The organism is Burkholderia sp. PvR073 (assembly GCF_054055695.1).
Map to the genome: position 1 here is coordinate 859,295 of NZ_JBSRXO010000001.1, position 24,753 is coordinate 884,047.

The 24,753-nt window shown below is 64.2% G+C and carries 28 protein-coding genes; 15 read left to right on the top strand and 13 right to left on the bottom strand.

Going from position 1 to position 24,753, the window contains the following annotated elements; translation table 11 throughout:
• Window positions 1–32 precede the first annotated feature (32 nt).
• Both ACVK00_RS03780 and ACVK00_RS03785 read right to left on the bottom strand, forming a co-directional pair.
• Window positions 33–224: a CsbD family protein gene (locus ACVK00_RS03780; protein WP_006749575.1), complete on the bottom strand. Its 192-nt coding sequence runs from the start codon at window positions 222–224 to the stop codon at window positions 33–35.
• Window positions 225–387: 163 nt separating this feature from the next.
• Window positions 388–1,932, bottom strand: coding sequence for a helix-turn-helix transcriptional regulator (locus tag ACVK00_RS03785; RefSeq protein WP_284898226.1), 1,545 nt, complete (start codon window positions 1,930–1,932; stop codon window positions 388–390).
• A 392-nt stretch (window positions 1,933–2,324) separates the two neighbouring features.
• Between ACVK00_RS03785 and ACVK00_RS03790 the strand changes: the two genes are divergently transcribed.
• From ACVK00_RS03790 to ACVK00_RS03800, 3 genes are read left to right on the top strand one after another with little or no spacing between them, the layout of a single operon-like run.
• Window positions 2,325–2,489 carry a hypothetical protein gene (locus ACVK00_RS03790; RefSeq protein ID WP_166721607.1) on the top strand — a complete coding sequence of 55 codons (165 nt, stop codon included), beginning with the start codon at window positions 2,325–2,327 and terminating at the stop codon, window positions 2,487–2,489.
• A 58-nt stretch (window positions 2,490–2,547) separates the two neighbouring features.
• Window positions 2,548–2,898, top strand: coding sequence for a BON domain-containing protein (locus ACVK00_RS03795; protein WP_228908918.1), 351 nt, complete (start codon window positions 2,548–2,550; stop codon window positions 2,896–2,898).
• 54 nt (window positions 2,899–2,952) lie between these two features.
• The gene (locus ACVK00_RS03800; RefSeq protein WP_228908917.1) at window positions 2,953–3,150 is read left to right on the top strand and encodes a CsbD family protein; all 198 of its coding nucleotides are present in this window, start codon (window positions 2,953–2,955) and stop codon (window positions 3,148–3,150) included.
• A 226-nt stretch (window positions 3,151–3,376) separates the two neighbouring features.
• On the opposite strand, the gene ACVK00_RS03805 is transcribed toward ACVK00_RS03800, so the two are convergent.
• Window positions 3,377–4,405, bottom strand: a complete 1,029-nt coding sequence (locus ACVK00_RS03805; RefSeq protein ID WP_175794355.1) for a DUF1338 domain-containing protein — start codon at window positions 4,403–4,405, stop codon at window positions 3,377–3,379.
• A 220-nt stretch (window positions 4,406–4,625) separates the two neighbouring features.
• Between ACVK00_RS03805 and ACVK00_RS03810 the strand changes: the two genes are divergently transcribed.
• On the top strand, window positions 4,626–5,579 hold the full coding sequence (locus tag ACVK00_RS03810; protein ID WP_284898223.1) for a LysR family transcriptional regulator: 954 nt from the start codon (window positions 4,626–4,628) through the stop codon (window positions 5,577–5,579).
• Between the two features lie 473 nt (window positions 5,580–6,052).
• Entirely contained in the window at window positions 6,053–7,681 is a 1,629-nt protein-coding gene (locus ACVK00_RS03815) for an NADP-dependent glyceraldehyde-3-phosphate dehydrogenase (protein ID WP_284898221.1), read from the top strand.
• Window positions 7,682–7,808: 127 nt separating this feature from the next.
• On the opposite strand, the gene ACVK00_RS03820 is transcribed toward ACVK00_RS03815, so the two are convergent.
• Complete coding sequence (locus ACVK00_RS03820) at window positions 7,809–8,441, bottom strand: LysE family translocator (protein ID WP_228908914.1); 633 nt, start codon at window positions 8,439–8,441, stop codon at window positions 7,809–7,811.
• Here ACVK00_RS03820 and ACVK00_RS03825 point away from each other — a divergent pair.
• The 3 genes from ACVK00_RS03825 to ACVK00_RS03835 all read left to right on the top strand — a co-directional run bounded on the left by ACVK00_RS03825 (window position 8,430) and on the right by ACVK00_RS03835 (window position 9,943).
• A complete protein-coding gene (locus tag ACVK00_RS03825) occupies window positions 8,430–8,774 on the top strand; it encodes a hypothetical protein (protein ID WP_284898219.1) in 345 nt (114 codons plus the stop codon). The genes ACVK00_RS03820 and ACVK00_RS03825 overlap by 12 nt on opposite strands.
• Window positions 8,775–9,053: 279 nt before the next feature.
• The gene (locus tag ACVK00_RS03830; RefSeq protein WP_006756972.1) at window positions 9,054–9,377 is read left to right on the top strand and encodes a hypothetical protein; all 324 of its coding nucleotides are present in this window, start codon (window positions 9,054–9,056) and stop codon (window positions 9,375–9,377) included.
• 245 nt (window positions 9,378–9,622) lie between these two features.
• A complete protein-coding gene (locus ACVK00_RS03835) occupies window positions 9,623–9,943 on the top strand; it encodes a DUF1330 domain-containing protein (protein ID WP_284898216.1) in 321 nt (106 codons plus the stop codon).
• A gap of 19 nt (window positions 9,944–9,962) precedes the next feature.
• On the opposite strand, the gene ACVK00_RS03840 is transcribed toward ACVK00_RS03835, so the two are convergent.
• Window positions 9,963–10,799 (bottom strand): NAD-dependent epimerase/dehydratase family protein, encoded by an 837-nt coding sequence (locus ACVK00_RS03840; RefSeq protein ID WP_228908911.1) that lies wholly within the window; start codon window positions 10,797–10,799, stop codon window positions 9,963–9,965.
• Window positions 10,800–10,911: 112 nt separating this feature from the next.
• Here ACVK00_RS03840 and ACVK00_RS03845 point away from each other — a divergent pair, with 112 nt between their 5' ends.
• Window positions 10,912–12,015, top strand: coding sequence for a LacI family DNA-binding transcriptional regulator (locus ACVK00_RS03845; RefSeq protein ID WP_284898214.1), 1,104 nt, complete (start codon window positions 10,912–10,914; stop codon window positions 12,013–12,015).
• 91 nt (window positions 12,016–12,106) lie between these two features.
• On the opposite strand, the gene ACVK00_RS03850 is transcribed toward ACVK00_RS03845, so the two are convergent.
• Window positions 12,107–13,399, bottom strand: coding sequence for an MFS transporter (locus tag ACVK00_RS03850; protein WP_006756967.1), 1,293 nt, complete (start codon window positions 13,397–13,399; stop codon window positions 12,107–12,109).
• 431 nt (window positions 13,400–13,830) lie between these two features.
• Here ACVK00_RS03850 and ACVK00_RS03855 point away from each other — a divergent pair, with 431 nt between their 5' ends.
• From ACVK00_RS03855 to ACVK00_RS03865, 3 genes are read left to right on the top strand one after another with little or no spacing between them, the layout of a single operon-like run.
• Window positions 13,831–14,259, top strand: a complete 429-nt coding sequence (locus tag ACVK00_RS03855) for an antitoxin Xre/MbcA/ParS toxin-binding domain-containing protein (protein ID WP_228908909.1) — start codon at window positions 13,831–13,833, stop codon at window positions 14,257–14,259.
• Entirely contained in the window at window positions 14,256–14,729 is a 474-nt protein-coding gene (locus ACVK00_RS03860; protein ID WP_165752432.1) for an RES family NAD+ phosphorylase, read from the top strand. The genes ACVK00_RS03855 and ACVK00_RS03860 overlap by 4 nt, the downstream gene beginning before the upstream one ends.
• Window positions 14,730–14,742: 13 nt before the next feature.
• Window positions 14,743–15,276, top strand: a complete 534-nt coding sequence (locus tag ACVK00_RS03865) for a methylated-DNA--[protein]-cysteine S-methyltransferase (RefSeq protein ID WP_284898210.1) — start codon at window positions 14,743–14,745, stop codon at window positions 15,274–15,276.
• Window positions 15,277–15,289: 13 nt separating this feature from the next.
• Here the strand turns inward: ACVK00_RS03865 and ACVK00_RS03870 are convergent, their stop codons facing one another.
• Window positions 15,290–16,108, bottom strand: coding sequence for an AraC family transcriptional regulator (locus ACVK00_RS03870; protein WP_284898208.1), 819 nt, complete (start codon window positions 16,106–16,108; stop codon window positions 15,290–15,292).
• 77 nt (window positions 16,109–16,185) lie between these two features.
• On the opposite strand from ACVK00_RS03870, the gene panB reads away from it, so the two are divergent.
• Entirely contained in the window at window positions 16,186–17,040 is an 855-nt protein-coding gene (gene panB, locus ACVK00_RS03875; RefSeq protein ID WP_284898206.1) for a 3-methyl-2-oxobutanoate hydroxymethyltransferase, read from the top strand.
• Between the two features lie 29 nt (window positions 17,041–17,069).
• Here the strand turns inward: panB and ACVK00_RS03880 are convergent, their stop codons facing one another.
• Entirely contained in the window at window positions 17,070–17,561 is a 492-nt protein-coding gene (locus tag ACVK00_RS03880) for an Lrp/AsnC family transcriptional regulator (protein WP_284898204.1), read from the bottom strand.
• Between the two features lie 156 nt (window positions 17,562–17,717).
• On the opposite strand from ACVK00_RS03880, the gene glmS reads away from it, so the two are divergent.
• Complete coding sequence (gene glmS / locus ACVK00_RS03885) at window positions 17,718–19,547, top strand: glutamine--fructose-6-phosphate transaminase (isomerizing) (RefSeq protein ID WP_284898202.1); 1,830 nt, start codon at window positions 17,718–17,720, stop codon at window positions 19,545–19,547.
• A 468-nt stretch (window positions 19,548–20,015) separates the two neighbouring features.
• On the opposite strand, the gene ACVK00_RS03890 is transcribed toward glmS, so the two are convergent.
• The 5 genes from ACVK00_RS03890 to ACVK00_RS03910 all read right to left on the bottom strand — a co-directional run bounded on the left by ACVK00_RS03890 (window position 20,016) and on the right by ACVK00_RS03910 (window position 23,244).
• Entirely contained in the window at window positions 20,016–20,231 is a 216-nt protein-coding gene (locus tag ACVK00_RS03890) for an MPN domain-containing protein (RefSeq protein ID WP_350227447.1), read from the bottom strand.
• Between the two features lie 32 nt (window positions 20,232–20,263).
• Window positions 20,264–20,509 carry a hypothetical protein gene (locus ACVK00_RS03895; RefSeq protein WP_284898200.1) on the bottom strand — a complete coding sequence of 82 codons (246 nt, stop codon included), beginning with the start codon at window positions 20,507–20,509 and terminating at the stop codon, window positions 20,264–20,266.
• Between the two features lie 373 nt (window positions 20,510–20,882).
• Entirely contained in the window at window positions 20,883–21,611 is a 729-nt protein-coding gene (locus tag ACVK00_RS03900; RefSeq protein ID WP_284898197.1) for a DUF2971 domain-containing protein, read from the bottom strand.
• A 221-nt stretch (window positions 21,612–21,832) separates the two neighbouring features.
• Window positions 21,833–22,249, bottom strand: coding sequence for a hypothetical protein (locus ACVK00_RS03905; RefSeq protein WP_284898195.1), 417 nt, complete (start codon window positions 22,247–22,249; stop codon window positions 21,833–21,835).
• A 245-nt stretch (window positions 22,250–22,494) separates the two neighbouring features.
• Window positions 22,495–23,244 carry an H-NS family nucleoid-associated regulatory protein gene (locus ACVK00_RS03910; protein ID WP_284898193.1) on the bottom strand — a complete coding sequence of 250 codons (750 nt, stop codon included), beginning with the start codon at window positions 23,242–23,244 and terminating at the stop codon, window positions 22,495–22,497.
• A gap of 610 nt (window positions 23,245–23,854) precedes the next feature.
• On the opposite strand from ACVK00_RS03910, the gene ACVK00_RS03915 reads away from it, so the two are divergent.
• A complete protein-coding gene (locus tag ACVK00_RS03915) occupies window positions 23,855–24,436 on the top strand; it encodes a hypothetical protein (protein ID WP_284898190.1) in 582 nt (193 codons plus the stop codon).
• Window positions 24,437–24,753: the final 317 nt, after the last annotated feature.

The following is a 24,753-nucleotide window of genomic DNA, read 5'->3' on the forward strand; positions in this document are numbered from 1 at the left end:
CGTCGACGCCTCGCGCGATGGGTCAACGGCGCTCAATGCCGGTCGGTGCCCGTATGGCGGCGCACCTCGTCGGCCGCCTCGCCGGCCTTCTCCTGGATCTTGCCGGCCTGCTGTTCCGCCACGCCTTCCGCTTCCGTCTCGCGGTCGCCCGTCACTTTGCCGAGTGCTTCCTTGACCGAACCCTTCAGTTGTTTGAGCTTGCCTTCGATGCGATTCCTGTCCATGGTCGTCTCCTGCAATGAATTGGGGAGAGAGCCGACGGTGCCGCAGCCCGCGCCGCACCGCCGAGTGGACAGGATCGCAGCCGCGCGCCGCGCGCGGCAGATGCGGATGCACCAGCCTGCATGGTGCATTCGCACCGATGGGGGAGACGGCCTGCGCCCGGCGTCAGTCCTTGCCGTTCGCGCCGCCCTTCTCGGCGCCCTTCTCGCCGCGCGTGCCGTTCGCGTCGGCCGCGCCGACGATTCCGCGCTCGCGCGCCCACACGATCGCCTCGCCGCGGCTATGCACGTCGAGCTTCGCGTAGATCGTCGCGACATGATTGCGGACCGTGTTCGGCGCGAGCCCGAGGCGGCCAGCGATCTCCTTGTCGGCGAGGCCGTGACACAGCAGGTCGAACACGTCGCGCTCGCGCGCGGTGAGATCCGACAGCTGCGCGCCCGCGTCCGGCGCATTCGCGCGCCGCACGTTCGCCAGTTTCTCGATCAGCGTGCGGCTGAACCACGACGCATCCTGCATCGCGGTCTCGATCGCGTAGACGAGCTCCATCTCGGTACGCTTGCGATCGCTGATGTCGAGCAACGCGATCAGCAGGCAATCCTGGCCGTGAATCGCGACCGGTTCGGCCGACACCACGCAATCGCGCACGTCGCCGTCGCGCGTGCGGATCTGCACGTCCGCGTTACGCACGTTGCCGTCGCGCGCAAGTTCGCTGTCGATCCGCTGGCGCGCGCCGCGCTCGGCCCACAGCCCGATCTCGTCCGCGGACTTGCCGAGCAGATCGTCGCGCGCATGGCCGGCCATCCCGACGAATGCATCGTTCACGTCGAGCAGCTCGAAGCGGTCGGCCGTGACGATCGCGGTCGCGACCGGCGCCATCCGGAACGCCTTCGCGAAGCACTCCTCGCTCTGCCGCAGCGCGAGCTCGGCCTGCTTGCGCGGCTCGAGATCCATGAACGTGAACAGCATGCACGCTTCGCCGTTCATGTCGATCGGCTGCCCCGCGACGACGACCGCCTTCGTGCCGCCGTCCGCGCGCTTGAGCACGGCCTCCATCTGCGGGATCGTCGCGCCCTCGCCGAGCCGCTCGATCGCGAGTTCACGCCGCTCGGCCTGATCGAGCACATCGACTTCGTAGACGGAGCGGCCGAGCACGTCGTCGCGTGCGTGGCCCGTCATGTCGAGGAAGCCTTGATTGACCTTCACGTAGCGCAGGTCGTCGAGCCGGCAGATCACGGCCGGCGCCGGGTTCGCGTTGAACGTGAGCTCGAAGCGCTCCTCGGCGCTCGCCCATTCGGTCGCGTCGTGCAGCACGAGCGCGAGACAGTCGGGCTCGCCGGCGGCATTCGTCAGCACGAGGCTGCGGATCCGGTGGACCCAGCTCACGTTCTCGTCGGCGGCCGATTCGACTTCGACCGTCACGTCGCTGAACTCCTCGCCCGCGATCACGCGGTCCATCGGATAGTGGCCGTCGCCCACCGGATGGTTGTTCCGGTAGCGCAGCCGGAAGCGCTCGCGATACTCGGTCACGTCCGCGCCGAGCGCGTCGAGCTCGGTGACGCCGTGCATCGCGAGCGCCGCCTCGTTCGCCCACACGATGCGCTGGTCGGGTTCGATGAGGATCACGCCTTCGGTGAGCCCCGCGATGATCTGATACAGCTGACGCCGGTCGGTATGCGACTTGAGCGTCTGTTCGTTTACTCGATCGTCCATTGAAGGGTCGTCCACGTCGTCTGCATGGTTGCCGGTTCGGCCGCATCCGCGCCATGAGGCGCCGACATGCGCCGGCCCGGCGCGTTGTCGCGATGGTTGCGTGCCGCCGATGCGCTCGGCACGCGCGGATGCACCATGCGCAATAGTACATTCGCGTGCCACGCCGCCAGCGTGCGCTATCCCGCCAAGCGGCGCGCAGCGCGGCACCCGCGCCTGTCCTTCCGCATCGCCCGTCTGTCGGCGCATTTCCCGTTCCCGCGCGGCCGTTCCGTCCCCGTGCAAACGCACTAGCCAACCCGGTGAATTTGCGCGATGTGTGCGTGCGTTCGCGCCGGTACGCTGGTACTGCATCGGCGCTCACGCGCTGACCTACCGCAGAGGAGGACCACCCGATGAAGCTGCATCAGACACCTGATCCGACGCGGCCCGAACCGGCTCCGGACCATCCGCCCGAACCGTCGCCCGGCACCGACCCACCCGTGCCACGGCCACCCGACGTGCCGCGCCCGGACATGCCGCCGCGCGAGCCTGGCTACGACACGCCGATCGCGCGATAACTCGCGGCGCGATCCCCATTCACATTCATTCACCCACGCCAATCGAAGGAGAACATCAATGAACAAGACCTCGCACCTTTCGACGCTGCTCGCCGTCAGCGCGGCCTTCCTGCTCGCTGCCGCACCGCTCACGAACGCGCACGCACAGGCGTCGTCGGCCGACAAAGCCATGACGGCCGAATCGGACCAGCCCGTGACCGATACATGGATCACGACCAAGGTGAAGAGCGAACTCGCGACCACCGATGGGGTGAAGAGCACGCATATCAGCGTGAAGACGGTCGACGGTGTCGTCACGCTGACGGGCGTGCTGCACTCGAAGGTCGCGGTAAAGAAAGCCATCGCCGTGACACGCTCGGTGAAGGGCGTGAAGCACGTCAACGCATCCGGCCTGAAGGCGAAAGCCTGAGGTGTCACGCGGCCTAGCGCCGCACTTTTCTCCCTTTACGACAAGGAGCACACCATGAACGAAGACAAGATCAAAGGTCAATGGAAGCAGTTGACCGGCAAGCTGAAGACCAAGTGGGGCAAGCTGACCGACGACGACCTGGCCGTCGCCGAAGGCAATCGCGAGTATGTGGTCGGCAAGATCCAGGAGCGTTATGGGATCGCGCGCGACGAAGCCGAGAAGCAAATGAAGGAGTTCGATCGCGAGCTGTAACGCGTCAGTCTCCTCACACCGCCGCGACGCGTCCCGCGTCGCGGCCACGCGGAGGATAACGACATGGGCAAGTATCTGATCGCATGGCTCTTGGGCGTACCGATCGGCGTGCTGGTGCTGTTCTACCTGGTCACGCATCTGTTCTGACGCGCGAGGCGCTCATGCAATGCAAACGGGCCGGCGGCTGTCATCAGCCGCCGGCCCGTTTGTCTTGCGTGCGTCGCGCTTACTTCGCCGCGTTCGCCGTCATCTTGAAGATGCCCTGCGCGTTGCCCGCATCGAAACGCAGGTCCGTCACCCAGCGCCGCGCCGCCTGGTCGAACGTGCGACGGCGCGTGATGAATTCATAGAACGAGCCCGGCACGTTGCGCTTCACCGTGCCGCCGTCGCGCGTGCGGAACTCGCGCTCGACGATGTCCGCGCGGTACGCGGTCTGGAACACGCGGCCCGAACGCGAGCGCTCGACCTCCGGCTTCATCGGCCGGCCCTTCGCCTTCTCGTCGTCGGACAGCTTGAACACGTCGGTCACGCGATCGGTCGCATGGTTGAACGCGTTGCCTTCGGTCGCGATCCATGCCATCTCGGCCGATTCGAGCAGCAGCGTCTCGTAGTCGAGTTCGTTCGGCAGGTCGTGCTGGCGCGCGAACGCGCCGACGATCTCGGGCAGCAGCGCATGCGCGGCGTCGAGCGACAGCCAGCCTTCGCGCTCGATCTCCCACAGCAACGCGACGGCCGCCGGCGACAGCGGATCGCGCGACGAGCTCACGACGTTCGTCACGGCCTGCTGGAATTCCTTCGAGAAACGCTCCGGATGCAGTTCGCTGACGAAGAACTGCGCGATCTCGTCCGGCGCGTCTTCATGGGCGTAGGCGCGGCCGGTCATGCCGAGCTTGTCGAGCGGATAACGGCCGTTCAGGCGGAAGCCGAGCGGACGCAGGATCCGCGTGAACGCGGCTTCGCCCGGCGGCAGCGCGCCCGTGTGCGGCCAGCGCACCGTGCGCAGCGCGCCGTGGTCGAAGTAGACCGAGCCGCCGTTTTCGATTGCCTCGGCCGTATACGCGCGACCGTTCGCCGAACGTTCGAGCAGCCCTTCGAACAGCGCCATGTTCATCGCCTGCGCGATTTCCGCGCGCGTGACGACGTCGGTTTCCCATTCGTCGAGGATGGCCGGCATGTTCAGGGTCGCGAACAGGGCGTCGGTCTTCGCCTGTCCCAGCAGCTTCGTCAGCAGGCTCTCGATATTCGGATTGCGCATCAGGATTCTCGTGTCGGGGGACCACCGGCAAACGTGCCGGCATCTCGGCTGGCCGGCTGCCCATCGGGCGCCTGACCTTGCGTGGGATGCATTATTCAAAGGGTTGCAGCCGGGCGTAAAGCGAGATTAAATTGACACGTGATGAGTTTTTGGAATTATTCACGGTTCCCGCCCTCGTCCGCCGGCCCGCTTCGGGCGGGTTCCTTCGTCAGACAAAATCATGCGCAAATTCAAGATCCCCAACATGGGTGCGCTCGTGGCTTTCGAAGCCGCGGCGCGCCACGAAAGCTTCACGCACGCGGCGAAGGAGCTGTTCCTGACCGAAAGCGCGGTATCGCGGCAGATCGCGACGCTCGAAGCGAGCCTCGGCGTGCGACTGTTCGCACGCGTGAAGCAGCGCGTCGTGCTCACGCGCGCCGGCAAGCTGTACGGCACGCAGGTGCGGCGCGCGCTGGAGGCGCTCGATCGCGACACGCTGTCGATCATCGCGCACGGCAGCGGCGGCGGCTACCTGGAGCTTGCCGTGCTGCCCACCTTCGCGTCGCACTGGCTGATCCCGCGCATCAAGAGCTTCTACGACCGCACGCCGGACGTGCGCGTGAACATGGGCAGCCGCACCGACCTGTTCTCGTTCGAGGACACGCACTTCGAAGCCGCGATCCATTACGGCAAGCCGACCTGGCCGGGCACGTCGTCCGACTATCTGTTCGGCGAGGAAGTCGTGCCGATCTGCGCGCCCGCGCTGCTCGACGGGCCGGTCGAACGCGTGGAGGATCTGCTCGCGTATCCGCTGCTGCACTCGACGACGCGCCCCGGCGCATGGGCGCAATGGTTCGAAACGCACGGCGTCGAGGACATCCGCACGATGCAGGGTGTGCGCTACGAACTCCACACGATGCTAATCAGCGCGGCCGCGGCCGGGCTCGGGATCGCGCTCGTGCCGAAGTTCTTCGTCGAGGAACAGTTGCAGCAGCTCGGCCTCGTCGTGCCGTGCGACGCGGCGACGGTCGGCGATTCGGCGTACTACCTCGTGTATCCGACGGAGCTCAGCCACAGCAAGCCGCTGGAGTCGTTTCGTGCGTGGTTGCTGGAACAGGCGAGCGCGTATGCGGCGCCGGGGCGGGACGGGGAGGAAGACGATCTCGATGCGGAGGATGACGAAGACGTCGAGTGATCGCGGCGCACCGCGACAGGTCCGGTGCGCGCCGGGCGGGCAACCCCGACCCGGCGCTCCGGGCAGCCGACCTCGCTTCGGCAGCGCGGCGGCACCTTCTCTCATTTCTTCACTGCGTATGTTTTCTCTCAGGTCCCGGGGCAATTTTTTCTATGCCGCGCGTGGCCATTATCCGCCCAAACCAGCCGTCGTGAAACGTTTGCGCACGCATCGAGCGGCTTATTTCCGGCATTTGGAAACAATCCTACAAAACGCTTACGCACCGAACGATCGCGTTCGGTAAATCTTGCAATCGGATCGGCGTTCCTTTTTAATGGAACTGGTTCCAATCCGTGTTTCGGCCATGCCGTCGCGTGACGCCGCGTGACGTCACGTCGTGCGCGCGTCATCATGCCGATTCAAGGATCGAGGATCATTCAGCTCAGGATTCCGCATCGCCCGTCCTTTCCGGACACCTGTCAAACGAGACCGTCATGCCCGATTCCGCCTCCCTGCAGCAGCTGTTTCCCGCCTATCAAGACATCCCCGCCGAGTTCCGGCTCGCCGCCCCGATCCACCAGCGCGTCTCGCTGGTCGACGGCGAGTTACGCCCGTGGGACGGCACGACCAAGACCGTGCTGTCGCCCGTGTGCGTGCGCCAGCCGGACGGCAGCGTCGCGCAGATGGAGATCGGCAGCTATCCGGTGATGGGCGAGACGGAAAGCGACGCGGCGCTCGACGCCGCGGTGCGCGCGTACGACTCGGGCCGCGGCGAGTGGCCGACGATGAAGGTCGAGCAGCGCATCGCGTGCATGCAGGACTTCATCAAGCGGATGGTCGCGCAGCGCGAGCTGGTCGTGAACCTGATCATGTGGGAGATTGGCAAGAGCCTCGCCGATTCGCAGAAGGAGTTCGACCGCACCGTCACGTACATGACGCAGACGATCGACGCGCTGAAGGAGCTCGACAACGCGAACTCGCGCTTCGTGATCGCGGAAGGCACGATCGGCCAGATCCGCCGCACGCCGCTCGGCGTCGTGCTGTGCATGGGGCCGTACAACTATCCGCTGAACGAAACCTTCGCGACGCTGATCCCCGCGCTGCTGATGGGCAACACCGTGGTGTTCAAGCCGCCTCAGTACGGCACGCTGCTGTTCGAGCCGCTGCTCGAGGCGTTCCGCGACGCGTTCCCGAAAGGCGTGATCAATACGATCTACGCGCCGGGCGCGGTGGTCGTGCCGCACATGCTCGCGTCGGGCAAGATCAACGTGCTCGCGCTGATCGGGTCGAGCAAGGTCGCCGATCACCTGAAGAAGCAGCATCCGAAGTCGCACCGGCTGCGCGCGATCCTCGGCCTCGACGCGAAGAACGCGGCGATCGTGCTGCCCGACGCCGATCTCGACCTCACCGTGAAAGAGTGCCTGCTCGGCGCGCTGTCGTTCAACGGCCAGCGCTGTACCGCGCTGAAGATGCTGCTCGTGCATCGCTCGATCGTCGACGCGTTCCTGGAGCGCTTCACCGCCGCGCTCGAACAGCTGAAAATCGGCATGCCGTGGGAGAAAGGCGTCAGCATCACGCCGCTGCCGGGCATGCATCGCACCGCGTACATGACCGACGCGATCGACGACGCGAAGGCCAAGGGCGCGCAGGTCGTCAACCACTCGGGCGGCGAGTTCAGCAAGACGCTGTTCTACCCGGCCGTCGTGTATCCGGTGTCCGAAGGCATGAAGCTGTATCGCGAGGAGCAGTTCGGGCCGATCATTCCGGTCGCGACGTTCGACGACGTGGAAACCGCGCTCGACTACGTGACGACGTCGGACCACGGCCAGCAGGTCAGCATCTTCGGTTCCGATCCGGCGCAGATCGGCGCGCTCGTCGATCCGCTCGTGAACCAGGTCTGCCGTGTGAACATCAACTGTCAGTGCCAGCGCGGGCCGGACGTGTTCCCGTTCGCGGGCCGCAAGGACTCGGCGGAAGGCACGCTGTCGGTGACCGATGCGCTGCGCGCGTTCTCGATTCGCTCGATGGTCGCGGCCAAGCAGACCGAGGGCAGCAAGCAACTGCTCGACTCGATCGTGTCGGATCACCACTCGAAGTTCATCAACACCGGCTTCATTTTCTGAAGCGCGATGCCCGGAACGAGCCGCTGCCCGCGCCGGTGCAGCGGCTTTTTTGCGCGTGCGCGCCACGCGCGGACCGGGAACGCCGACGCGCCGATGCACGCGCCGCCGTTTCGCGACGCGCCGCCCTCTATACGTTCGACGCCAGCAAGCGGACTCCCGCCACGCCGAACACCACCGCGAGACACGCTTCCATCGCGCGCCGGCCGCGCACGTACAGCCGGCGCGCGCCGTCCGTCGAGAACACCAGCGCATAGCCGCCGAACACCACGCATCCGATCGCGATGCAGCCCGGCACGACGGCGCCGTGCGACGCGCCCGCGCCGTTCGACGACAGCGCGACGATCGATACCCACACCAGGATGGCTTTCGGATTCGTCAGGTGCAGCATCGCGCCGCGCGCGTAGAGGCGCGACAGCTTCTGCTCGGGCGCCGCCTTCAGCGTGTCGGCCGCCCTGGCCGACCACGCGGTGCGGCCCGACTTGAACGCGAGCCACAGCAGATACACGCCGCCGAACAGCTTGATCGCGACCAGCAGCTTCGACCATGCGAGCAGCGCCGCCGACACGCCCAGCGCGGCCACCGTCGCCCAGAACATCGATCCCGAGATGACGCCCAGCGCGAACGCGAGCGCCGCCTTGCGGCCATGGTTCGCGGCGACCGACATGATCGCGAGATTGCTCGGGCCGGGGCTGGCCGTGCCGATGAAATAAGCCGTGTAGGCGAGCAGCAGGTTGGCCGAGAAGAAGGCGTGGACGCTCATGTCGAACCTCGCAGGGATGATGTGGAGATTGTTCGCAAACACGGCGCGGCTGCCCATGGACAGTTGTCCGGTTATTCGCAGGGCCAGTTGGAGCGCGCGGGCGAGGTCCGTTGCCTACGCATCCGGATCGCCGCGCGCGAAAACGTCTCGGATATGAAACATCCGGCGCAGGTGTCGCGGCATTCGACGGTGCGGCGGACGTGGTCGCGGCGCACGTCGCGCAGCCGCCCGAGGCCGCGGGACGTCGCCAACACACAGGCGTCGCGCCATGCCGGCAATCCGTCGACCGAAACACGCAACCGGTTTCAACGCCGCGTTACGTTACATCGCTGAAGCATTTCATCCGTCCGGGCCCCGATGCGCGGTCGATCGTGACCGCGCGCGGCGTATGAACCCCTTCGTCGATTTTCCACGCAAGCCAGCACCGGCGGGACGCGATGACCGCGGCCGCGCCCCGCGTCAACATTGCTCAACAATCGGATCGCGCCGCTGGTACGAAACCTGCATCCGCTTGCAGTGACACCCGCGTCACCGGTCGACGCGGACATGAACCGGATCGGGATCCGTCCACCGGATACGCCCGAACGATCCACGCAAGCAACGAGGCTCCCCATGGATGCGCTGCCCAACTCATCCGATACGTCGTTCCAGCTCTTTCTCGCGAAACTGCTCGAACAGCCGCAGCCCGAATGGACCGAAAAACAGCAGATGGAACTCGAGATGGCGCGCTCGCTGTCGACCCAGATGGTCCACTTCGCCGAAGGCATGCGCGGCGGCAACGCGGACCTCGCGCGCTGCCTCGTGCTGCTGCGTTACGCGAAGGTGCTCGACTTCATGCTGACGTCGCTCGCCGCGCGCCGCGACATTCATCCGCAGACGCTGCGCACGCTGTTCCGGCTCGCGAACCTGAAGGTCGACGATGCGTATCCGGTCTGAGCCGCATCGCCCTCGCGCCTAACGCGCCGGCCGCCCTGCCATCCACTTGCGGTAGCGCCGCGTCTGGCACTGCGCGCTCCCGCGGCCGAAGCGCAAGCACGCATGACGCGCTCGGCCGGCATCGCGCTCGGCGAGTTGGATTTGCTTACGTCGCAGGTAATCGACGCGCGCCGCCCGCGCACCGATCATGGCCGCATCGATCAACGAATCGATCGACGCATCGCATCGACGCCACGGAGCCCGCCATGACCGCCTACGCCATCGCCCACCTGCACGACGTTCACATGTGCGACGACATCGTCGACTACCTCGAGCGCATCGACGGCACGCTCGCGCCGTTCGACGGCCATTTCGTCATTCACGGCGCGCGGCCCGACGTGCGCGAAGGCGTGTGGCGCGGCGACCTGATCGCGATCGCGTTTCCCGATCTCGACACCGCCCGCGCATGGTACGAATCGGACGCGTACCAGCAGATCCAGCCGCTGCGCGCGCGGCACGCGAGCGGCCCGTTGATCCTGATCGACGGCGTGGATGAACGGCACAAGGCGACCGACATCCTGCGCTGATCCACGCCGTGCGCGGCGCTTACTTCGCGTTGCGCTCCATCGGCTCGCCGACGACGAACCCGCCGCCCTGGTAGCGCTGCGCGGGATCGTCGTACTCGGCGGTTGGCGCGGTGAGCGGGAACAGCCCCGCGAACTGCGCGGAGCTGTCCTGCGGCTGGAAGCCAAGGAAGCCGGCCTTCGTGTTGTCCCACCACTTCACCGGGTTGTCGGACACGCCGTAGACGATCGCATGCCCGACGCGGTTCGTCAGCAGCGAGCAGCGCACGAGCTCGATGAAGTCGCGATAGCTGAGGAACGTCACGAGCATGCGCGGGTTCTTCGGCGCCTCGAACGACGAGCCGATCCGCAGGCACACCGTCTCGATCCCGAAGCGGTCGAAGTAGTAGCGCGACAGCGACTCGCCGAAGCACTTGGTCACGCCATAGAGACTGTCCGGGCGCAGCGGCGAATCGGCATCGAGCACTTCCGTGACCGGATGGAAACCGATCGCATGGTTCGAGCTCGCGAACACGATCCGCTTCACGCCATGCTTGCGCGCGGCTTCGTACAGGTTGTACGTGCCGGTGATGTTCGCATCGACGAGATCGTCGAACGGCGCATCGACCGAAATGCCGCCGAGATGGACGATCGCGTCGACGCCGTCGACGAGCTCCATCACCGCCGGCCGATCGGCCAGGTCGACGACCCGGGTTTCTTCGTGCGGGGCCGCGTCGTCCAGCGCGGCGATGTCGCTCACGCGCACGACGTCGGCCCAGTTCGCCAGCGCGCCGCGCACCTGGCGGCCGAGGTTGCCGGCCGCGCCGGTCAGCAGCAGGCGCCCGAACGGCTTGCGTGCGCCGGTGGATGAGGCGTTCATCGAGTCTCCTTGAATCTGTCCTGAAGGGTGTCCGGGAAGTTGCCCGAAATCGGGGAAGTGACCGAAAGCGGAAAACGTTTTCCACTATACGCGGGACAAAAGCCGACCGTCAATGCTTGAACTCGCCCGCGGCCATCCGCACTTTCCCGATATCGGCCGGCGGTCGGACGCCGGCTTTTTCTGCCACAATCCCGGGCAACGGAACGAAAACGTTACCCTCTTCATGAAAAAAGTTTCCCCGACGATCCGCGACGTAGCGGCGGAAGCCGGCGTGTCGGTCGCGACGGTATCCAAGTACGTGAACGGCACGCAGCGCTTTTCGCCGGCCGTCGAGGCGCGGCTCAAGGAAGCGATCGAGCGGCTCGGCTATCGTTCGAACCCGCTCGCGCGCTCGATGATCACCGGACGCACGCGCACCATCGGCGTCGTGATCCTCGACATCAGCAACCCGTACTTCACGAACGTCGTCAAAGGCGCGAACCGCGTCGCGCTCCAGCATGACTACACGCTGCTGCTCGTCGATACCGAAGAGAATCAGGCGCGCGAACGCTCGCTGATCGAGGCGCTCGCGCAGCGCGTCGACGGGCTGATCGTCAGCACGCGAATGCCCGACGAGGAAGCCGGCTGGATGCTCGACCTGCACAAGCCGCTCGTGCTGCTGCGGCGCAGCCCCGGCCTGCCGATTCCGAGCGTCGGCATCGACAACCGGCTCGCCACCTACATGCTCGCGCGCCACCTGCTCAATCTCGGCCATACGCGCATCGCGTACCTCGGCTTCGGGCCGGCGCGCGTGAACGACGAACGGATCCAGGGCGCGCGCGACTGTCTCGCCGAGGCGGGCCTCACGCTCGACGTGCACGATGCGCACGCGCCGACCGCCGAGGCCGGCGAGCGCGCGTGCTCGCGCGTGATGCTCGGGCCGCAGCGTCCGCAGGCCGTGATCTGCTACAACGACCTGATCGCGCTCGGCTTCATGAAGGAAGCTGCGTCGCTCGGCTTCCAGCTGCCGCGGGACGTGTCGATCGCCGGCGTCGACAACGTGCCGTACGGCGAATACGCGGCGCCCGCGCTGACCACCATCGACATCCAGAGCGAGAACATGGGCGAGCTCGCGATGCAGAAGCTGATCGACGCGCTCGCCGGGCGCACCGACGCAAGCTATTCGACGTTCGAGCCGCGGCTGATCATGCGCGCATCGACCGCCGCGGTCGGCTGACGCAAGCGCCCTCCGCGACACCCAGCGCTTGCGCGCCCCGCACATGAAAACGCGCCGCCTCCGGGCGGCGCGTTCGTTTGCCGACACGTCATCACGCGTCGAGCTTCGCGGGCTTCATCTTCGGCGTGAGCACGTGCATGACCGCCAGCGCGAGCAGGTAGGCCAGCGCGCCGATCGCGAACAGCACCCAGTAGTGGCCCGTGCGTTGCAGCACCTGGCCGATCACTTCCGAGAACAGCACGCCGCCGATCGAGCCGGCCATCCCGCCGATGCCGACCACCGACGCGACCGCACGGCGCGGGAACAGGTCGGACGCCGTCGTGAACAGGTTCGCCGACCAGCCCTGGTGCGCGGCCGCGGCAAGACCGACGATCAGCACCGCGATCCACAGGTTCTGCACCTGCGACACGAACGCGATCGGCAGCACGCAGCATGCGCAGATCAGCATCGCCGTCTTGCGCGCGCCGTTCACGCTCCAGCCCGCGCGCAGCAACGCCGACGACAGCCAGCCGCCGCCGATGCTGCCGACCGTCGTCAGCGCATAGATGCACACGAGCGGCAGGCCGATATGCTGCATGTCCATCCCGCGCGACTCGTTGAGCCACTTCGGCAGCCAGAACAGATAGAACCACCACACCGGGTCGGTCAGGAACTTGCCGATCAGGAACGCCCACGTCTCGCGCTTGCGGATCAGCTCGCCCCAGCGCGGCGCGCCGGCGTTCACGTTCGCCGCGTCGAGCGCTTCGGCTTCGTCGCGCGGCTCGTCGTATGCGTCGGCGAGCGCGCGCGTGTCGGCCGTGCGATAGAGCACCAGCCACACCGCGAGCCACACGATGCCGATCGCGCCGACGATCACGAACGCCGCGCGCCACCCGTAGGCCACCGCGATCGCCGGGATGATCGCGGGCGCGAACACCGCGCCGATGTTCGCGCCGGAGTTGAAGATGCCGGTTGCGAGCGCGCGTTCGCGGCGCGGAAACCATTCGGCCGTGGTCTTGATCGCGGCCGGGAAGTTGCCGCCCTCGCCGATCCCGAGCAACGCGCGCACGGCCGCGAAGCCCATCACCGAGCCGACCATCGCGTGCAGCATCGCCGCGATGCTCCACACCAGCATCGCGACCGCATACGAGATGCGCGTGCCGAGCCAGTCGACGATGCGACCGAAGCAAAGCAGGCCGATCGCATAGAACGCCGAAAACGCCATCACGATGCGGCCGTACTGCACCTGGCTCCAGCCGATGTCGTGCTGGAGCATCGGCGCGAGCAGGCCGAGGATCTGGCGATCCATATAGTTGATGACGGTCGCGAAGAACAGCAGCGCACAGACGGTCCAGCGGTAGCGGCTGGCGGCGGCGCGCACCGCGCCGACGACGGCAGATTGCATGAGTGTCTCCGATGCGCGGCCGCGCCCGTCGCGCCGCAAGTTATTGCCTGTCCGTGACCGGCGACGGGCGCCGGGACGGGCGGCGGCCCGCCCCTTTGGTGGCGCGGCCGATTGCCCGTCGAGTCGTGGAAAACGTTTTTCAAAGAATAGGGCGTGGGCCGGTGCCGTGTCAGTCGGGGATTTCGATGAGTCATCTCGAATTTGGCCGCGCAAAAAGAGACGACTGTTTCGCAGATTGGCATTAACCGTTTTTCCGGAATTTTCCCGCAGGCAAAACGGGGGCATGACGCGAACCCGTGCGCCCGATACACAGGTCCGATTCCAGCCAGAATCGGCGACGACGATGGTTGACAGTCGTCGCATGCGCGTAGCGCGTTCGGTATCATCTGGCCTATAATTAAGTATCATTTGATACCTTATCGGGAATCGCCATGTCACTCGTTACCCCTGAAGCGGTGGCCGCGGTCATGGGGCTGCAACCCCTCCCGCATACGCTGGCCGAGCTCGAGGCGCTTGTGCGGGACGGCCTGCCGAAGTCCGCTCTGCGCGCGGGCGTCGAACATGCGACGCAAGGTGCCGACGCTCGACGTGCGCTCCTCGCCCGCATCATCCCCGAGGCGACCTATAAGCGCCGCCGCGATCGACTGACGCAAGACGAATCGGAGAAGACCGAGCGCCTGGCCCGGATCGTTGCGACGACCACCTACGTCTGGAATGACGAAGAGGACGCGCGGGAATTCCTGTCGACACCGCATCCGGAACTCGAGGGGCGCGCGCCGCTCGACGTCGCGCTGACCGAGCTCGGTGCGCGCCGGGTCGAAGAGCTGCTCTGGAAACTGTTCTATGGGCTGCCGGCATGAAGCTGTTCCGCATTGCCGACACGCGACACGCGATCTGGAGCGGGACCGGCGCGATGCTGGTCGGCGGCCGCTTCAATAGTCCAGGCCGCCCGGTCATCTATGCGGCGTCGACCTTCGCAGGCGCGATGCTCGAGGTGCTCGTGCACGCGCGCATCGGCAAGGTGCCGAAGACGCACGGATGGGTCGAAGCAACGGTTCCCGACGATGTTCCCGTTGAACGCCATACGGCTGATACATTGCCGGTTGGATGGAATGCGGCTGCGCTGCAGGAGGCGCGTCGGTTCGGTGACGCATGGCTGACCGAATCCCGCACCGCGCTCCTGGTCGTGCCTTCCGTTGTCGTCCGAGCGGAGTCCAACGTGCTGGTGAATCCCGCGCATCCCGACGCCGCGCGAATCGTCGTGAACGAGCCGCAACCCGTGGTGTGGGATGAGCGCCTGTTTGTGATGCCGCCGGCCGGACAGTCATAGGAGAACTTTCGCGATGACTCTCGCTCATCTGATTCCGAGCCCGCTGGGCGACATCGCCATTCGTATCGAGGACGATGCGCTGACGGGCCTGTTCTTCGTCGGCCAGAAATACTATCCGTCGCTGGCAATCGCGCCGGATGCGGACGCGCGCAATGTGCCGCCGCTCGCGCGCAAGGTTGCCGAAGAAGTCGCCGACTATTTCACCGGCACGCGCGAAACCTTCTCGGTGCCGATTCATCTGCGCGGCACCGCGTTTCAGCGCAGCGTGTGGAAGGAACTGCTCGCGATTCCGTTCGGCGAGCTCGTGTCGTACGGCGACATCACCGAACGCGTCGGGCTGCCGATGAGTGCCGCGCGTGCCGTCGGCGGCGCGGTCGGCCGCAACCCGGTGTCGATCATGGTGCCGTGCCATCGCGTGATCGGCGCGTCGGGCAGCCTGACCGGTTATGCAGGCGGGATTGAACGGAAACGCGCGTTGTTGTCGCTCGAAGGCGCCGGGTTCGCGCGCGACGAGCGTCATCCGGTGCAGCAGACGCTCGGGTTCTGACGCATGCCGCGCGTCACGCGCTCAACACGGGTCGACGCGCTTCACGCTTCGCATACGCGCCGGGCGTCACGCGGAATTTCGCCTGGAACAGCGCGATGAACGACGATGTCGAGTCGTAACCCAGTCGCGCGGCCACCGTGCCGATCGGCTCGCCCGCGTCGAGCAGCGGCAGCGACGCGAGCAGCCGCACGGCCTGCCGCCATTCGGTGAACGACAGCCCCGTGTCCTGCCGGAACAGCCGCGACAGCGTGCGCCGCGTCGCGCCGACCTGATGGCCCCATTCGTCGAGACTGCGCGTATCGCCCGGCGCCGCATGCAATGCGCGCGCGATTTTCAGCAGGCGCGGATCGCGCGGCAGCGGCACCGTGAGCGGCGCGGGCTGCATGCGGGCGATCCGGTCCGCGATCACGCACACGAGCGCACCGTCCGGCCCCGTCTCGTCGTAATTCACCGGCAATTCGCGAGTCGCGATCACCAGCTCGCGCAGCAGCGGCGTCATGCAGAGGATCGTGCAATCGTCGTTCACGTCGCTCCGTGCGATCGCCGCATCGAGATACAGGCTGTGGAACGCGACGCAATCGCGCGTCGATACCGCATGCGGCACGTGCGGCGGAATCCACATCGCATAGTGCGGCGGCAGCAGTTGCCGGCCCGACGGCGTCGACACCTCGAGCACGCCGCTCGTCGCATACATTAGCTGGGCCCACGGATGACTGTGCGCATCGACGCTCACGTTGCCGGGAATCCCGAAAGCGCGCACGTACAGCGGCCTCGGCAGGCGCGCCATCGGCGGCACTGCGTGTGGGTCGCCGGGTTGTCCTGCCAGCAACATAAGACGTCCTCCGAAGGTCATTGCACGAACGAGCGCGATGCTACCGTGGCGGCTCTTCTTTCACACGGCTTCCGTTCATGAGCGCTCATACCCGCACCACCCGCAAGACCGTCACCGCGATCCGCTCGACCAAAGGGATCGGCACCCTCGTGTCGCTGACCGCGTATTCCGCGCCAACGGCAAAACTCGTCGACGACGTGGCCGACGTGATCATCGTCGGCGACTCCGTCGGCATGGTGCTGTACGGGATGCCCGATACGCTGCGCGTCACGCTCGACATGATGATTGCACACGGCGCGGCCGTCGTGCGCGGCGCCGCGCAGGCGTGCGTCGTCGTCGACCTGCCGTTCTCCACGTTCCAGGAATCGCCCGCGCAGGCGTACCGCTCCGCCGCGCGGCTGCTCGCCGAAACCGGCGCGCAGGCCGTGAAGCTCGAAGGCGGCTGCGAGATGACCGATACGATCCGCTTCCTGACCGAGCGCGGCATTCCGGTGATGGCGCATGTCGGGCTCATGCCGCAGCAGGCCAACGCGACGGGCGGCTTTCGCGCGCAGGGGATGGACCCGCTTTCGGCCGCGCAGGTCTTCGACGCCGCGTGTGCGGCCGAACGGGCCGGCGCGTTCAGCGTCGTGATCGAAGGCACTGCCGAGGCGCTCGCGCGCCACCTGACCGGAACGCTGACGATCCCGACGATCGGCATCGGCGCATCGCCCGCGTGCGACGGGCAAGTGCTCGTGACCGAGGACATGATCGGCGCGTTCGATGCGTACACGCCGCGCTTCGTGAAGCGTTACGCGGATGCGAATGCGGTGATGCGCGACGCGATCCGCCAGTACGCGCATGACGTGCGGCACCGCGTGTTTCCGGAGCCCGCGCATTGCTTCGGATACGGGAAGCCGCTGCAACTGGCCGATGCGGGCGCAACGGTGTGACGTAAGACGAATGACGCGTTCACCTCACGCTATGCGCGCTTGCGCATCGCATGCGTGACCCGCGCGTTCGCCTCGAACTTCGCGCGATGCGTCGAGAAGAACGTCCGCACGTTGCGCACGTTCGATGCGCCGGTGAACAGCCGCCGCGCGAACGCGTCGTATTCGGCGACGTCGGCCAGGTCGGCCACCACCACGAAGTCCGGCCCCGGCGACACGCGGTAGCACTGCGTGACCGCCGGCTCCGCACACACGTAGGCTTCGAACGCGTCGTAGTCTTCGGCCGTCTGCCGGTCGAGGCTGATCTCGATCAACGCCGTCACCGCCGTGCCGATCGCGACCGGATCGAGCACCGCCACCTGACGGCGGATCACGCCCGCTTCCGTCAGCCGCCGCACGCGGCGCATGCAGGTCGGCGGCGACGACAGCGCACGCTCGGCCAGTTGCAGGTTCGACACCGATGCGTCGTCCTGCAGGATCGAGAGAATGCGCAGGTCGAGATCGTCGAGCGTGATGCCGGCCATCGGCGGCTCCTTTCGGTCAGGGTGTGAAATTTAATTTCAACATGATAATCGATCACCGGTTCGTTTCATTTACCGATGTATTTTGAAATTTAATTCCATTCACTCGCCTCTACCATCGCTGTCACGGGTCCATACAGGACATTTACGGAGCGCGATATGTGTGGAATTGTCGGGGCGGTTGCCCAGCGGGACATCCTGCCGAACCTCGTCGACGGGCTGAAGCGGCTCGAATACCGCGGCTACGATTCGTGCGGCGTCGTGGTCTATCGCGACCGCGCGCTGGCACGCGCGCGCAGCGTCGACCGCGTCGCCAACCTGCAGCGCGAGATCGCCGCGCACGCGCTGTCGGGCTATACCGGCATCGCGCATACGCGCTGGGCAACGCACGGCGCGCCCGTCACGCTCAACGCACATCCGCACTTCTCGCCGAGCGACGACAATGCGCGCATCGCGCTGTCCCACAACGGGATCATCGAGAACTGCGATCAACTGCGCGCGGAGCTGCAGGCGCACGGCTACGTGTTCGCGAGCCAGACCGACAGCGAGGCGATCGCGCACCTGATCGATCACCTGTACGACGGCGACCTGTTCGACGCGGTGCGCCGCGCGGTTGCACGACTGCGCGGCAGCTACGCGATCGCGGTGATGTGCCGCGACGAGCCGCACCGGATCGTCGGTGCGCGCGACGGGATGCCGCTCGTTGTCGGTGTCGGCGATGGCGAGAATTTCCTGGCGTCGGATGCGATCGCGTTGTCGGGCATCACCGATCGCATCGCGTATCTGGAGAACGGTGATGTCGCCGATATCCAGCTGCATCGCTACTGGATCGTCGATGCGGCCGGCCAGCGCGTCGAGCGCGCGGTGCAGCGGGTGGCGGCGCACAGCGGCGCGGCCGATCTTGGGTCGTATCGTTACTACATGCAGAAGGAAATCTTCGAGCAGCCGCAGGCGGTGGCCGATACGCTGCTCGACGTCGCGTCGATCATGCCGGAGCTGTTCGGCGACGGCGCGTGGCGCGTGTTCAACGACGTCGATTCAGTGTTGCTGCTCGCGTGCGGCGGCAGTTATCACGCGGCGCTGACCGCGAAGTACTGGATCGAGAGCCTCGCGAAGCTGCCGGCGAGTGTCGAGATTGCGAGCGAGTTTCGTTATCGCGACAGCGTGCCGAATCCGCGCACGCTGGTTGTCGCGGTGTCGCAAAGCGGCGAGACGGCCGACGTGCTCGGCGCCGTGCATGTCGCGAAGCAGCGCGGGATGATGCATACGCTCGCGATCTGCAACGTCGCGACGAGTGCGCTGATGCGCGAATGCGCGCTGCAGTTCGTCACGCGTGCGGGGATCGAGATCGGCGTGGCGTCGACGAAGGCGTTCACGACGCAGCTCGTCGCGTTGTTTCTGCTCACGCTGGCGCTTGCGCAGGTGCGTGGGCGGTTGAGCGATGACGAGGAGAAGGCGCATCTGCGTGCGCTGCGGCATCTGCCCGATGCGATGTCGAAGGTGCTCGCGCTGGAGCCGCAGATCATGGGCTGGTCGGAGCTGCTCGCGCGACGCGACAACATGCTGTTTCTCGGACGCGGGATGCATTATCCGATCGCGCTCGAAGGCGCGCTGAAGATGAAGGAGATTTCGTATATCCACGCGGAGGCTTATCCCGCCGGAGAGTTGAAGCACGGGCCGCTGGCGTTGGTCAGTCATGAAATGCCGGTTATTGCGGTGGCGCCGAATGATGTGCTGCTCGAGAAGCTCAAGTCGAACATGCATGAAGTCAGTGCGCGCAATGGCAGGCTTTTTGTGTTCGCGGATGTGGACTGCGGGTTGGTGCCGAGTGAAGGGATCGAGGTGATTCGGCTCAACGAGTACTACGGGCCGCTTTCGCCGATTCTGCATACGGTGCCGATGCAATTGCTGGCTTATCACGCGGCGTTGGCGCGGGGGACGGATATTGATAAGCCTAGGAATCTGGCGAAGTCGGTGACGGTGGAGTGAGGGTGTCTGCTGTTTGTGCTCGCGTGCTGAGGTGCATTAATTTCGGTTACGAAGCCTCGATTCAGTTTCGGTTACGTGACTCTTTCCGGCCGCTGAGCCGCACCTGGCAAGCGGTAACCAAAACTAATGCCTCACGGGGCGATGGAGCATTTTCTAGCGCCCTTCGTTTGCGCACGGCATCCCAGATTTCGCCTTCACGACGCATCAGCCCCCGGAAGCCGCCGTCGAGCCACTAGGACTCCACGCGAGCCGTGCGGCGAGCGACGCCGACCGAGCCTATGTCTTCAGCAGCTGCGCCCATGGAGGAAGATTTGAAGCATGGGCGCGCGATAGATGATGCCGTTTAGACGCTTAGGCAGCGATGGACGAGGGCGCATGCCATCACATGACCCGAACGCTCTCCGGCCGTCCATGTTCCACCTTGAGGTGGCATCCTGCGGCTTCACCATTGCGGTGAACATTCGTCTGCTATTCTGTTCTACCTTCGCTAGGCACGTCGGCAGTTTCCCCAAGCAGTTCGCCACGTCGGCCCGCCCCGACCCACAGCACGTTGCGAGTACCTAGAATCAGAAACATCATGGACTCGCTTTTTTTCGCGCAAATCTTTCGCCATTCCCCGGTGTCGATTGACGACGGTGCAGGGACAGCTTCCGGATGGGTATACCACTCACCGAGGTAGTCCATTGTCTCGCGCTCGGCTTTCCAGAGGTCAAGGGCTATTTTCTGATGCCCATGTGCCTGTCGTCGAAAACCGTAACGGTGTGGGTTTCACCTGGTTGTGGAGTCGTCACCATCGACACGTGAAGATGCAAGCCCCGTCGATAGCCCAGCAAGATGCCACCGGACTCTGGCGCTGTAGGGTCCGTTTGCCGAAAGCCCATCAACGTCGACAGCACGAACGGTTCAATCAGAATTCGCGCGTCTTCGTGGAACGGGTGTCGAAGAATCAGGGCTGCTGGCATGCGGGACATCCGTTCGTCGGGGCGATATCCTGGTTCTTGATGCGTTGGGCATCAGCCGTTTCCAGATAACGGGTACGAAATCTTGGGCTGACTGCACCCTTCAGCCAATCACTGACCATATCGGCAGCTAATGCCGCCGCGGACATGGGAGCAGAAACCGCATAGGGAGTAAACGAGCTACAGCCCCGGAATCTCGTTCGAGGGCGGATTCGTCAGGACCGGGAACCGGTCCTGACGATAGTTGGGCCCGATTCCCTGACGCAGACACTGAAAACAGCCGAACTTCGATGAATCGGACCACAGCGCCAAGCGAGACACTAGAGCTCGTTGAGTCGGATATTGGCAAGCCAAAGCCGTAGCTTGCGGCGGCGTTCTACTTCTTCCGAACAGAGCCCGAAATTTTTCCAGTCGCTTCGCGCGAATCGAACTCGAACTCGTCGAACGCGAAATGGGCCGACTCGCTCACACCGAACACCTCAATCTCGGCAGGGTCGAGCTCGTACCTTCTTAGCTTGAAACCGTTATCGCGTGAATCCATGCGATGGAACGCGATGTCATGCTGACCCGCGAGAAGCTTCACCACCGTCGTAATAACGGCCGGGTCACAGCGTAGACCGAAGTGCACGGAACTTAGGCGGAATGGCCGGTCATCTGCACCGCTTATCTCCGTGACAGCTCGCCACTCCTTCTCATACTTCCATTCGCGCGCCTTCGCGAAGAAATACTGGTCGAAAATTGTCTGCTCTGCGTCAGCAGAGTCGCCGATGAACCAATTGATAAGGTCGCTGACTTTCAGGTAGCGAGTCGAGTCGTAGTTGACTGGTTTGAGTACATCACACCGGTGGTCCTCGGTCGAGTAGCCGATGCAAATGCCCTTATGCTCGTCTGCATAGTGACTCCACATTAGGGGGCAATCCCACTTGGCGGCCAACGAAAGCACGCCGCGCTTGCCGAAGCCCTCCTTCACGTACGTCTCGATATCACAACACAAGCGCGCCACGTAAATGCCTGCCCCCTGGCCACCGTCATCGAAGCGACCGCCGTATTCAGTTGCGAAGTAACGATGGTTGCCAAGGTCTGCTGCAGCTTTGGCCTTAGTCATCCGTGTAGACGCGAGGTGCTTCCAAAGGCGCTCAACTTCTCTTGGCGCAACATCTGACCGGACCGTGGGATTGCAATCAAAAGGGTCATTGAATGTTGAGGGCTTCGCGAAATACAGCTCAGCCTCGCTCAGCATGCGTAGGGTATTAGTACTGAAAGCTCGGTACTTGAATAGGGTTCGAGGAAGGCGCACGGCAGCCGTCGAAAGTGGAGGGCTCGGAATTAGGAAGTGCGCGCGTCCTCGCGCGAGACTCCCCGTGGAACATTTCGCCTAAAGAGCGTAAATCCGTAACAGCCCGCCGCAAGATGCCAAGCAGGGCCGAACGGAGACGGCGGCAGCTGACGATAGAAGTTTGAAACGCCGTACAGCGAGAACGCCAAAAATAGCAAACCTGCGAAAGGCAGAACGCAATCTTCAAACGTGTACGTATCGATGTAAACGACAACGTAGTCGACCACAAGGACCAGTGCGACGGCCGATACGAACATTGAGAAGAGCCAGCTGAGCCAATTCAGTGTGGAATACGGTTGGTGAAAACCAGTCAGCGGATGGTCAATCATTAGTGCAACTGTACAGAGCGGAATCAGCAGAACGAAGGCCATCTTGTCCATGCTCTTGAACATGCTGAATGAGAACATATGAGCCTCCAAAAACGAGTGTGTACGTGACGGCCAAATCACGTATGGGCCAAGAAATTCTCGGGTCACCTTCCCAAGTTGCAGCGCTGGGAAAATGCGGCTCCACCGATTACTTCTCCGAGTCTAGCCTAGACTATTGGGTGAAAAGGTCGCCAGCGTTGAGCTAGTAGTTGCAGTCAATTTCGAGCAGCATCGGCAGTGATGCTGCTCGAATCGCCGATATCGGGCGCAGCGTGGACCGACGGTTATGCAGTGGTGGGGATGGTCGTCGCCACGGCTGCCTGCACCGGCTCGACCGTGCCCACCGCGTTCTTAGCCGCTACTTTCCTAGCCCTAGCTTTCTTTGCCACGGGCTTCTTCGCCGTCGCCTTCTTGACGACCGGGGGGCTTTTCTTTGCCGCTACTTTCTTGGTAGCCACCTTCTTGCCGGAGACCTTTTCAGCGGCTGCTCTCTCTTTTGCCGCTTTTGCCTTCGGCTCTGCGGCAATTACATCTGCCTTTGCAATCAGGAAGTTGGAGCGGTCCTTGGCGCCCGCAAGCCAAGCTGGTGCGCGGCCTCGGCCACTCCACGTTCCTCCAGTTTTCGGGTCACGGTATAGAGGCGGCAGCGAGCCCTGCAAGGGGCTGCCGTCCATTGCAGACTTCTTGGCGGCGGAGGCCACCTTGGGCGACACGCCACCAATCAAAAACTTACTCCGGTCCTTGGCATTCGCAATCCATCCCGGCGCGCGACCGTGACCGGTCCACGTCGCCCCGGTCTTGGGGTCGCGGTATTTCGCTGCCGAAGTGGTTGGCTTTGCAGCAGCTTTGATGCCGGTTCTCCGGCCACTCTGTTTTCCGCCAACATGCGCTTCGATGTCGGCCGTCGTAATTCCATGCTTCTCCATCAGCCCACGGATTCTTTCCAACACTTCGGTCGACTTCTTTGCGACCAGTGCTTCGGCCTGGGCTTGCAGCTTTGCGATTCGTGTCTGTATGCTCTCAAGGGTAGCCATAGTCTCACCCGTCCATAAATAATATTGCACTATGCCACACACGGTTTCCGCCACGCCAGAGCAACGACGGCGGTTTGCTACTGCCCCTGACTACAGCTTCGTGCAATAAGCAACAGCGCGGGAGCAGCCTCCTGAAACACTGGGCATAGTCTCCCACTGAAACTAGTGCGCGGTCGCCCCTCTTGAACTCCGCATAGACGCCAATGTTAGGCGCCGAGAGCGGGACAGGTTCGGCGCGGCTATGCGCTATAGTCAGGTATCCAACAATACATCGACGACTATGTCACGTTTGGGAATCGAGTGCCAGAACGGCTTAATCTACGAAGGCAGAGACAATCCCAGCCATCTCGCTGTGCCGGCGCCGATTGTGTCGCAATGCCAGCTTATCGCGTCCCCGGCCGACTTGGAGAACTTACCTCGCGGGATGGATAGTGACCCCTTCCGTTGGTTGTTCAGAGAGGATTCGTTCGACCCGGTTTCGAGAATACGTCGCGGTCGACTCTTTCAGTCATTGCTCAACCACAATCGCACGTCCGTTCTTGTTGACGCACATCCATTCGTCTCCTCAGACTTTGGTCGTGGCCGGAGTGATGGTCGGGTAACGAAGGAAATGAATCTCTTTATTCACTGCACGGAACTTCTGGCTCGCTCCGAGCGAGGGGAAAGTCTGCAGTTGGCAATAGGCCATGCTGGGGCATACTCGCTCTGGCGAATCCTGCAGACCGAACAGACGGTCAATCAGGATGTATTGGTCACCCTTCGAGCGGAATCTGCATTTGCTATTCTGCCGTCTCTCGACGCGACCAGAATCCCAGAGGACAGCCTAGTGGCTGTAACCGAGGCCTACAATCGAGTGATGCAGGTCGCGTATCGTGACTCCCCTACATCAGTTGTCGACCAGTGCAGGAACCTCTGCGCGGTGCTCGGCGGGCGTTGGTTACGCGAATTGACCGGAGACGAGAAGTCTCTTTACAAAGACCTTGGACCATGTCTCACGGCAATCGGCAAACATTTCGGGGAAAGCGAACGACGGCTTATCCGTGCTGCGCTCGAGACGGTCAATCTTCTGCACCCTCGCGGAAAGGACAATGAACGTGAACGTCTTGCCTTGCGAGAGGTGTCCAATGAAGACGCCGCGCTTGCTTTGCATGCGACCGGCTTCGTAATTAGGGACCTTGGCTGGGGACACTAACGTCGCGAGCCATTCGTTAAGATACGGGCGTTTGCACAGTACGGAGCAAGTAAGTCCGCCTGATTCACTCTCGCATCGCGGTTTAACTGCATATCTTTCGGGCAACGGCATGGTCACGGATAATGATTCGTCTAACCAGGGACGATACTGGGTGCCGCGCGGTACGCACGTACAGGTAGACGAACACGGGTACACCGTATTTGCAGCCCGATGGCGCGAACTCTATAACCCCGATATAAGAACGACGGGTGAGTTCTCAGATGCATCACGGGTCACAGTCTTGCTCGGTGAGCCTGGCTCCGGCAAGTCGCATGAAC